We start from the raw sequence: 7,917 nt of genomic DNA, 5'->3' as shown, positions 1-7,917 counted from the left end.
TGCCTTGCGCGCCGGCCGGACTGTGGACGTGAGCCGCATCGCCCGCGAGGAAGATACGGCCGACGCGCAGCCGCTCCACCATCCTGCTGTTCAGACGGAAATACGACGACCACGTCAGGTCCGACACGTCCACGCGCTCCCGCACGCGCCGGGCGATCAGCGCCTTGCATTCGGCGAGCGACGGCGGCGATACCAGACTGAGCGGCGGTTCACCCAGCACGGCGGGCGTGGCCGGCGCCGGGACCATGGTCGGTTCGACCGGATGGTCCGCGATCAGACGATGGCGCCCATGACCCATCGGAAACAATGCAACGAGGCCATCACCCGAAGCGAAGATATGGAATTCGTCTTCAGGCCAATCGGTTTCGGCATGCAGGTCGGCAAGCAGGAACGTCTGCTCTGAGGTGCTGCCCACAAAGCTCATGCCGAGCCGATGACGGATCGCGCTGTGCGCACCGTCGGCGGCGATCATGTACGAAGGCCGCAGGGTTTCCGTATGACCGTCCGCGCGCCGCAAGGTCGCCTGAATGCTGGCGGATCCTTGCGAGAACATCGTCAGCTCGACGCCGCGTTCGACCGTTACGCCGAGCGTCGCGAGATGCTCCGTCAGCAAACGTTCGGTCACGGCTTGATCCAGAAACAGCAGATACGGATAGCGCGTGTGCAGCGGATCGAAATCGAGGCGCGCGAGACGCATGCCATTGGAAAAAAGATTGGCGATGCGCGCGCGATGACCGAGTTCGAGAAACGGCTCGATCAGGCGGTGCTGTTCAAACAGTTCGAGCGTGCGCGCCTGAATGCCGATGGCCCGTGAATACGGGCTCGGTTGCAATGCTTTGTCGATCAGACGCACGGGGATGTGGGCACGTGCCAGGCTCATTGCCGCGGCGAGCCCGGTCGGACCCGCCCCGACGATCAGCACCGGCGACGCATCGTGTGCGGCAGCGTCCATGCGGAACTCCGGAGGCAACAGGACGTTCTAGTGTACGCCCGCCGATAATCCACTCGACGGTGCGCTGCATCAATCGTGAGGATGATCCATCGCACATGAATGTTCGGTGGTGCCGAGGTCGACTTGCAGCGTCGCGTGCTGCATCGAAAAACGTTCGCGCAGGGTGATGACGATGCGGTCGATGCACTCGTCGCCGGGATGGCCGGCCGGCATCACCAGATGCGCGCTGAGCGCATTGCCGGTGGTCGACAGCGCCCATACATGCAGGTCGTGCACGTCGGTGACGCCGGGCTGTCCGGCCAGATAGTCGCGGATGGGCTGCAGGTCGACGCCGGGCGGCACGGCATCGAGCGCCATGCGCACCGAATCGCGCAGCAGGCCCCCCGTCCCATACACCACCACCGCGACCACCAGCAGGCTCATTACCGGGTCGAGCCACGTCCAGCTGGTGTAAAGAATCACGAGGCCGCTGATTGCGACCGCGGCCGAGATGCCGGCGTCCGCGGCCATATGCAGGAAGGCGCCGCGAATATTCAGGTCTTCCTTCTGGCCGCGCATGAACAGCCACGCCGAGAAGCCGTTCACCACCACGCCGAGCGTCGCGACGACGAACACCGCCAGCCCCGCGACCGGTGCCGGGTTCATCAGGCGCCCGATTGCCTCGGCGACGATCACGCCGCACGCGAACAGTAACAGTGCCGCGTTGGCGAGCGACGCGAGGATCGACGAACTGCCGTAACCGAATGTATAGCGTGCCGACGGACGGCGCGTGGCGAGCCAGGCTGCGCCCCAGGCGAGCAGCAAGCCGAGGACGTCGGAGAGATTGTGACCGGCGTCGGCGAGCAGCGCGGTGGAGTGCGCGATCACGCCGTAGATGGCTTGAATCACTACGATCGCGACGTTTAGTGCGACGGCGAGTGCGAAAGCGTGGCTATGGCCCGCGACGGGGGTGTGGGTGTGAGCGTGGCCGGCGTGAGCGTGACTGCCGTGGCTGTGGCTGTGGCTTTCAAGATTCGCATCGTGAAAATCCGGACGGACCGCACCGCGTACACCCTCGACGTGATCGTGATCGGCGCCCTCTTCCCCCACCACCGGCGCGTCGTCGCTATCGATCCCGTCGAACCACACCGGCGCGTGGTCGTCCTCCCGCTCTTCGGCGACCCGGTTCGGGCGGGTGGCTTTCTTCATGACGGGTCTAGAGGAAATTCGCCGACCGGCTCAGCCACATGTTCGAGCATGCCGGCCAGCATCGCGCTGATGTGACGGTCGGCGGCAAGATAGAACACCTGCTTGCCCTGCCGCTCCGCGCGCACGATCCGCGCCGCGCGCAACAGCCGCAGATGGTGGCTCACCAGCGACGGCGATAAGCCCAGCCCCTGGGCAATCGCGCCGACCGCGCGCCGCTCGTCGACGCATGCGAGCACGATGCGCAAGCGCGTCGGGTCGCCCAGCAACCTGAACAGGTCGGCCAGCGGCACGATCGTCTCCACCGGGCGGTCTTCGAAACTGGCTAGCGATGTCGTGAAAACCACTGCAGAAGGCATGGGCGGCAAACATATGAACAGGTATTCATATGTTATAGATATCGAGACAACAGGTCAAATCGGAGAGCGGCCCGGCGAGTGTGGGAAAATGCAGCGTCCGCCTCCCCAGAAATCCCATCCCTCCGGCATGCAACAAGTATTTGACCGCGCTTTCGCGGCGCATCGTGACGGCCGCCTCGAAGACGCCGAACGCGACTATCGCGCGACGCTCGACGGCGATCCCGTGCACGTCGATGCATTGCATCTGCTGGGCGTCCTGCGCCACCAGCAGGGCCAGCACGCCGAAGCCGCCGAGCTCGTGCGGCGCGCAGTGAACCTGCGCCCGGAAGACGCCGCGCTACAACTGAACCTCGGCAACGCGCTGAAGGCGCTCGGCCAGATCGACGACGCGATCGAACAGTTCCGCAATGCGCTCACGCTTGCACCGTCGTTCCCGATGGCGCACTACAACCTGGGCAATGCGTACGCCTCGGTAGGCCGTCACGAAGACGCCGCCGACGCCTTCGAAAAGTCGTTGCGCCTGCAACCGAACGACGCCTCGTCGCATAACAATCTCGGCAACGCATTGCATGCGCTCGGCCGTCACGCGGAGGCGATCGCGTCCTTCCAGCGCACGCTCGAATTGCGTCCCGGGCATGCTGGCGCGCTGAACAACATGGGCATGTCGCTGAACGCGCTCGACCGCGCGGACGAGGCGATTCCGCGCTTTCAAGAGGCGCTGGCGGCCGAACCGCGTTTCGTCGCCGCGCACTTCAATCTCGCCAATACGCTCGACGCCACCGGCCGCCACGAAGAAGCGGTCGCCGCTTTCCGGAACGCGCTCGCTTTGCAGCCGAACCTGCCGCCCACCATCTTCGGGCTCGGCAACGCGCTCGCGGCGTTGGGACGCCATGCGGAAGCACTGCCGTATCTCGAACGCGCGGTCGGCCTCGATCCGCAATTCGCGCTCGCCTGGCTGAGTCTCGGCACCGCGCACCAGGCCTTGGGTGCGCAAGCCGCCGCTGTCCGGGCATTCGATCAGGCGCTGCGCTTGCGCCCCGACCTCGCGTCCGCGCATATGAACCGCGCGCTTGCATGGCTCGCGTTGCGCGACTTCGCGCGCGGACTGCCGGAATACGAATGGCGGCTGCAGACCACTGCGCAACCGGTCATCCAGACGTTGCCGCGTTGGCATGGCGAGCCGATCGAACAACGTACGCTGCTGATCCACGCCGAGCAGGGTTTCGGCGATACGCTGCAATTCGTGCGCTTCGTGCCGCTGGCCGCGCAGCGTGCCGCGCGTGTGGTGCTCGAAGTGCAGCCGCAATTGCTGCCGCTGCTCGCGCCTGCTGCGCAAGCCTGGCGCGTGACGCTGATCGCCCAGGGCGCACCGCGTCCCGTGGCGGATCTGCAATGCCCGTTACTCAGCTTGCCGCTCGCGCTCGGCACAACCTATGACACGATCCCGGCCCGCACGCCTTACCTCAGCGTGCCGCCGGCTTATGGCCGCAAATGGCGCGGCTCGCTTGGCGGTCAGGCGAAACGCAAGATCGGCATCGCGTGGTCAGGACGCGTCCAGAAGAACGAAACCCGTTCGATGCCGCTCGCGGCGCTCGCGCCGTTGTTCGCGCTCGAAGGGATCGACTGGATCGTGCTGCAACCTGAACTCAGCGCCGAGGAACGCGCGGCGCTCGACGCGCATCCGCGTGCAGCGTCGATTCATCGCTTCGATCAACGGATCGGCGATTTCGCGGACACCGCGGCGATCATCGAGCGGCTCGACGCGGTTGTGTCGATCGACACCTCGATCGCTCACCTGGCCGGCGCACTGAGAAAGCCGCTGTGGCTGATGCTGCCGTTCGCCGCGGATTGGCGCTGGTTTGTCGGCGAAACGCGCAGCCCGTGGTATCCGGGCGCAACGCTGCTGCGTCAGACGCGACCGGGCGCGTGGGGCGAGGTGGTGGAGGCGGTGGCGAATGCATTGCGCCGCGGCTGACCGGGGCGGCTTCAGCAACATCCATTGCAGCGATTTGATGGAGGCAGTGGTGGGCGAATTGCGCTGCGGCTAATCGCGGCCGGCGTTAGCGAATTCCATCACAACGCGGTGCCCCACAAGAAAAAACCCCGCGCTCGTGAGAACGCGGGGTTTTTGTTTGTCCGGATAAACGGTGAGCCTTAACCTGCCCTCAAGCCGTTCGATACTGATTGCGCGACTCCGGCGTGCGATACAGCACCAGCGTCGCGATCAGCCCGCAGATCGCCGCCACGCCGAGGAACAGACCCGGCGCGGCCTTGTTGCCGGTGGTGTGAATCAGCAGCGTCGAGATGGCCGGCGTGAAGCCGCCGATCGTCGTGGCAAGGCTATAGGCCAGCGAGAAACCGGCGGTCCGCACTTCGACCGGCATCACTTCGGTCAGCGCCACCACCATCGCGCCGTTGTAGCTGCCGTACAGGAACGACAACCACAATTCGACCGCCAGCAGGCGAGCGAACGACGGCTCGGCGACCAGCCATTGCAGCGCCGGATACGCGGTGACGATCGTCAGGATCGTGAAGGCCAGCAGCACGGGACGGCGGCCGACACGGTCCGACAACGCGCCCGCGAGCGGCAGCCACACCAGGTTCGACAGACCGATACAGACCGTGACAACGAGCGTATCGATCGACGACAGCTTCAGCACTTCCTTGCCGAAGGTCGGCGTATAGGCCGTGATCATGTAGAACGACACGGTGGTCATGATCACCATGCCCATGCCGCCCAGCACGATGCCCCAGTTCGCGGCCATCGTCTTCATGATCTCGCCCATGCTCGGATGATGCTTGCGCGCCTTGAATTCCTCGGTTTCCTGCAACGAACGGCGAATCAGGAACAGGAACGGCACGATCAGGCAGCCGATCAGGAACGGCACGCGCCAGCCCCAGGCCGTCATCTGATCAGCCGGCAGCACCTTGTTGAGCACCACGCCGATCAGCGCGGCGAACACCACGGCAACCTGCTGGCTGCCCGACTGCCACGCGCAGTAGAAGCCCTTGTTGCCCTTGGTGGCGATCTCCGACAGATACACGGACACGCCGCCTAGTTCGACCCCGGCGGAGAAGCCTTGCAGCAAGCGGCCGAACAGCACGAGCGCCGGGGCAAGGACACCGATGGTCGCGTAGCCCGGAATGGCGGCGACCGTAAGGGTGCCGAGCGCCATCAGCCCGAGTGTGAGGATCAGGCCCTTGCGCCGGCCATGATGATCGATGTAGGCGCCGAGCACGATCGCGCCGAGCGGCCGCATCAGGAAGCCCGCACCGAAGACCGACAGCGACAGCATCAGCGAGGCGAATTCGTTGCCACTCGGGAAATAGGTCTTGGCAATCGCGGACGCGTAATAGCCGTAGACCATGAAGTCGTACATCTCAAGAAAGTTGCCGCTGACGACGCGGAAAACTGTCTTGACCTTGGATTCCTGGGAGGAGGAAGTGGCGTGTGTCGCAGTAGACATGACATTCTCTGATAAGCCCGTCGCCACGAAGACAGGCGGCGCTCAGGCAGTTGAAACGATCCACCGCGCTCGGCAAGCGGATGCCACTGGCAATATGGTAGACGTGGAACGCGCCGCGGGCGCGGCATTTTCATGCCGAACGGATCTGCACGGTACCAGGGTAAACGTTGTGAAACAGCCGAAGGCCACAACACGTAATGTTATCGTTCAAGGCAGTGTCGCGCATTCCATACGGTTTCATTACAGGCCACCGCTCGATACCCTTGCGATAAACTTTTCGCAGACAGGCAATTCCCGTTGACCACCATCCCGATGCAAACCCCCCACGCACTTTCGCTGCGCCCCGCGACACTCGCGGATGCCGCACTGATCGCCTCGATTCATAGCACCAGCTGGCAGGCCACTTATCGCGGCCTGTTGCCCGATGCCTTCCTCGACGGCGACGTGACGCGGGAGCGCGCCGCCTATTGGGAAGCACGCCTGCGCGCACCGGGCGGCGAGCGCCGGATCGTCCTGATCGCCGAGCTCGCGGGCGAGCCGATCGGGTTTGTCTGCGTCGAACGGCAACCCGAGTCAGCGTGGGGCGTCCTGCTCGACAACCTGCATGCGCTGCCGGGACATCAGGGCATCGGCGCGGGCAAGCTGTTGATGCGGGCCGCCGAAGACTGGGCTCACGCGCAAGGCGAAACGCAGTTGTACCTTTACGTGCTCGAAGGCAACACGCCGGCAATCGGCTTCTATGAGAAACAAGGCTGGCAGTTCGTCGGTGCCGAGCCCGATCATATGGGCGGCGTGGATATTACTGCATTGCGCTATGTGTACCGGCTGGATCGATGACACAAGCGTCCTGTCGCAACGTCGCGTGACCGAGAATCGCGATCAGTTCGCGAAGTAAGCGCGTCGATATCGCAGAATCGGGGCGCAGAAAAACAAAACCCCACGCTCCGAAAAACGTGGGGCTGGTCAGAAGCCTGAACCCGGCCACGAGAAACGCCGGGGATTTTCGCCACTCATCCGCCTACTTCTGCGTTGGCAATCCCAACTCGGTTTGCCGCTGCAACTGCATCACTTGGCCCTGCACCTGACGCAATTGCGCCTGCGCCTTTTCCTTCTCCGCGTTCAGCGTAGCCGCTTCGCCTTGCGTCTGCCGCTGGTAGTCGTTGACCTTGGCTTGCTGTGCACGCGCGACGTCGAGATCGGCCTGCAGCCGTTTCGCGCGATCTTCCGACAGCGCGATGATGTCTTCGATATATGCCTTCTGCGCCTGCAACTGCGTGCGGCGAATCTCGACGTCCGCGAGTTGCGCCGTCTGCTGGACGAAGCCGGCATAGACCGATTCGGCGCGCGCCATGTCCTGCGATTTGATCACGCGCCAGAAATGCTTGTCCTGAAACAGCGCGACGTAGTACGTCATTTCCTGCGGATAAAAGAACAGACTCGCGCCGTAACTGCCGTTATACGTGGTGCGTAATTCGCTCAGCTTCGCGCCGTGAATCATCTGCATCAGTTCGGCGACATTGCCTTGCGCGTCACTCGCGCTAGCCGGCGGGCTCGATGCCGCATTGCGCAGCGCGGCGGCAACCGGTTGCGGCGTTAGCGTGTTCATGGCCGGCCGCGTGCCGACTAAAGGCGCGGCCTCGTCGCTCTGCGCTGCCAGCACAAAACCACCATGCTGCAACAGCGCGCACGAGGCCGCGAGCAGCATGGCGCGCCGTACAATTAAGGGGTACTTCATACGTGCATGCTCCATGCAAATTCAAAACAGCCGCAGATTATCGCGCGGATTAGCTGTTAAGCGAAGCATTCAAAGGTCGCGCCGACGGACTTTAAATCGAGATAAATCGATAACGAATGATTTGGCCGGATGCATCCACCCGTCGCGAAATAAAAGATTTCAGATAAGACAAAAACGCAACAATTCGACTCGTGCAGACATTTCCCAATTTGCATGGCG

Annotated in this window: 7 protein-coding genes; 2 read left to right on the top strand and 5 right to left on the bottom strand. The window is 63.7% G+C overall.

Features of this window, described 5'->3' with window-relative positions:
* The 3 genes from QOC89_RS28600 to QOC89_RS28590 all read right to left on the bottom strand — a co-directional run.
* The coding region (locus QOC89_RS28600) for an FAD-dependent monooxygenase (protein ID WP_323048109.1) at nucleotides 1-952 on the bottom strand (952 nt) is incomplete at its 3' end.
* Between the two features lie 69 nt (nucleotides 953-1,021).
* Entirely contained in the window at nucleotides 1,022-2,140 is a 1,119-nt protein-coding gene (locus tag QOC89_RS28595) for a cation diffusion facilitator family transporter (RefSeq protein ID WP_323048108.1), read from the bottom strand.
* Nucleotides 2,137-2,496: a metalloregulator ArsR/SmtB family transcription factor gene (locus tag QOC89_RS28590; protein WP_323048107.1), complete on the bottom strand. Its 360-nt coding sequence runs from the start codon at nucleotides 2,494-2,496 to the stop codon at nucleotides 2,137-2,139. Before QOC89_RS28590 ends, QOC89_RS28595 begins: the two co-directional genes overlap by 4 nt.
* A 127-nt stretch (nucleotides 2,497-2,623) precedes the next feature.
* Here QOC89_RS28590 and QOC89_RS28585 point away from each other — a divergent pair, with 127 nt between their 5' ends.
* Nucleotides 2,624-4,471 (top strand): tetratricopeptide repeat protein, encoded by a 1,848-nt coding sequence (locus tag QOC89_RS28585; protein WP_323048106.1) that lies wholly within the window; start codon nucleotides 2,624-2,626, stop codon nucleotides 4,469-4,471.
* A 190-nt stretch (nucleotides 4,472-4,661) separates the two neighbouring features.
* On the opposite strand, the gene QOC89_RS28580 is transcribed toward QOC89_RS28585, so the two are convergent.
* Nucleotides 4,662-5,963 carry an MFS transporter gene (locus tag QOC89_RS28580; RefSeq protein ID WP_323048105.1) on the bottom strand — a complete coding sequence of 434 codons (1,302 nt, stop codon included), beginning with the start codon at nucleotides 5,961-5,963 and terminating at the stop codon, nucleotides 4,662-4,664.
* Nucleotides 5,964-6,275: 312 nt separating this feature from the next.
* On the opposite strand from QOC89_RS28580, the gene QOC89_RS28575 reads away from it, so the two are divergent.
* A complete protein-coding gene (locus tag QOC89_RS28575) occupies nucleotides 6,276-6,800 on the top strand; it encodes a GNAT family N-acetyltransferase (RefSeq protein ID WP_323048110.1) in 525 nt (174 codons plus the stop codon).
* 181 nt (nucleotides 6,801-6,981) lie between these two features.
* Here QOC89_RS28575 and QOC89_RS28570 read toward each other — a convergent pair whose 3' ends face one another.
* On the bottom strand, nucleotides 6,982-7,698 hold the full coding sequence (locus QOC89_RS28570; RefSeq protein ID WP_323048104.1) for a DUF2968 domain-containing protein: 717 nt from the start codon (nucleotides 7,696-7,698) through the stop codon (nucleotides 6,982-6,984).
* Between the last annotated feature and the right edge of the window lie 219 nt (nucleotides 7,699-7,917).

Source organism: Paraburkholderia sp., assembly GCF_034668105.1.
Classification (GTDB): domain Bacteria; phylum Pseudomonadota; class Gammaproteobacteria; order Burkholderiales; family Burkholderiaceae; genus Paraburkholderia.
This window is presented reverse-complemented; position numbering and strand designations above follow the sequence as displayed.

Coding starts and splice junctions, on each gene's coding strand:
- QOC89_RS28575 (WP_323048110.1), top strand. CDS start 6,276: ATGCAAACCCCCCACGCACTTTCGCTGCGCCCCGCGACACTCGCGGAT.
- QOC89_RS28595 (WP_323048108.1), bottom strand. CDS start 2,140: ATGAAGAAAGCCACCCGCCCGAACCGGGTCGCCGAAGAGCGGGAGGAC.
- QOC89_RS28570 (WP_323048104.1), bottom strand. CDS start 7,698: ATGAAGTACCCCTTAATTGTACGGCGCGCCATGCTGCTCGCGGCCTCG.
- QOC89_RS28580 (WP_323048105.1), bottom strand. CDS start 5,963: ATGTCTACTGCGACACACGCCACTTCCTCCTCCCAGGAATCCAAGGTC.
- QOC89_RS28585 (WP_323048106.1), top strand. CDS start 2,624: ATGCAACAAGTATTTGACCGCGCTTTCGCGGCGCATCGTGACGGCCGC.
- QOC89_RS28590 (WP_323048107.1), bottom strand. CDS start 2,496: ATGCCTTCTGCAGTGGTTTTCACGACATCGCTAGCCAGTTTCGAAGAC.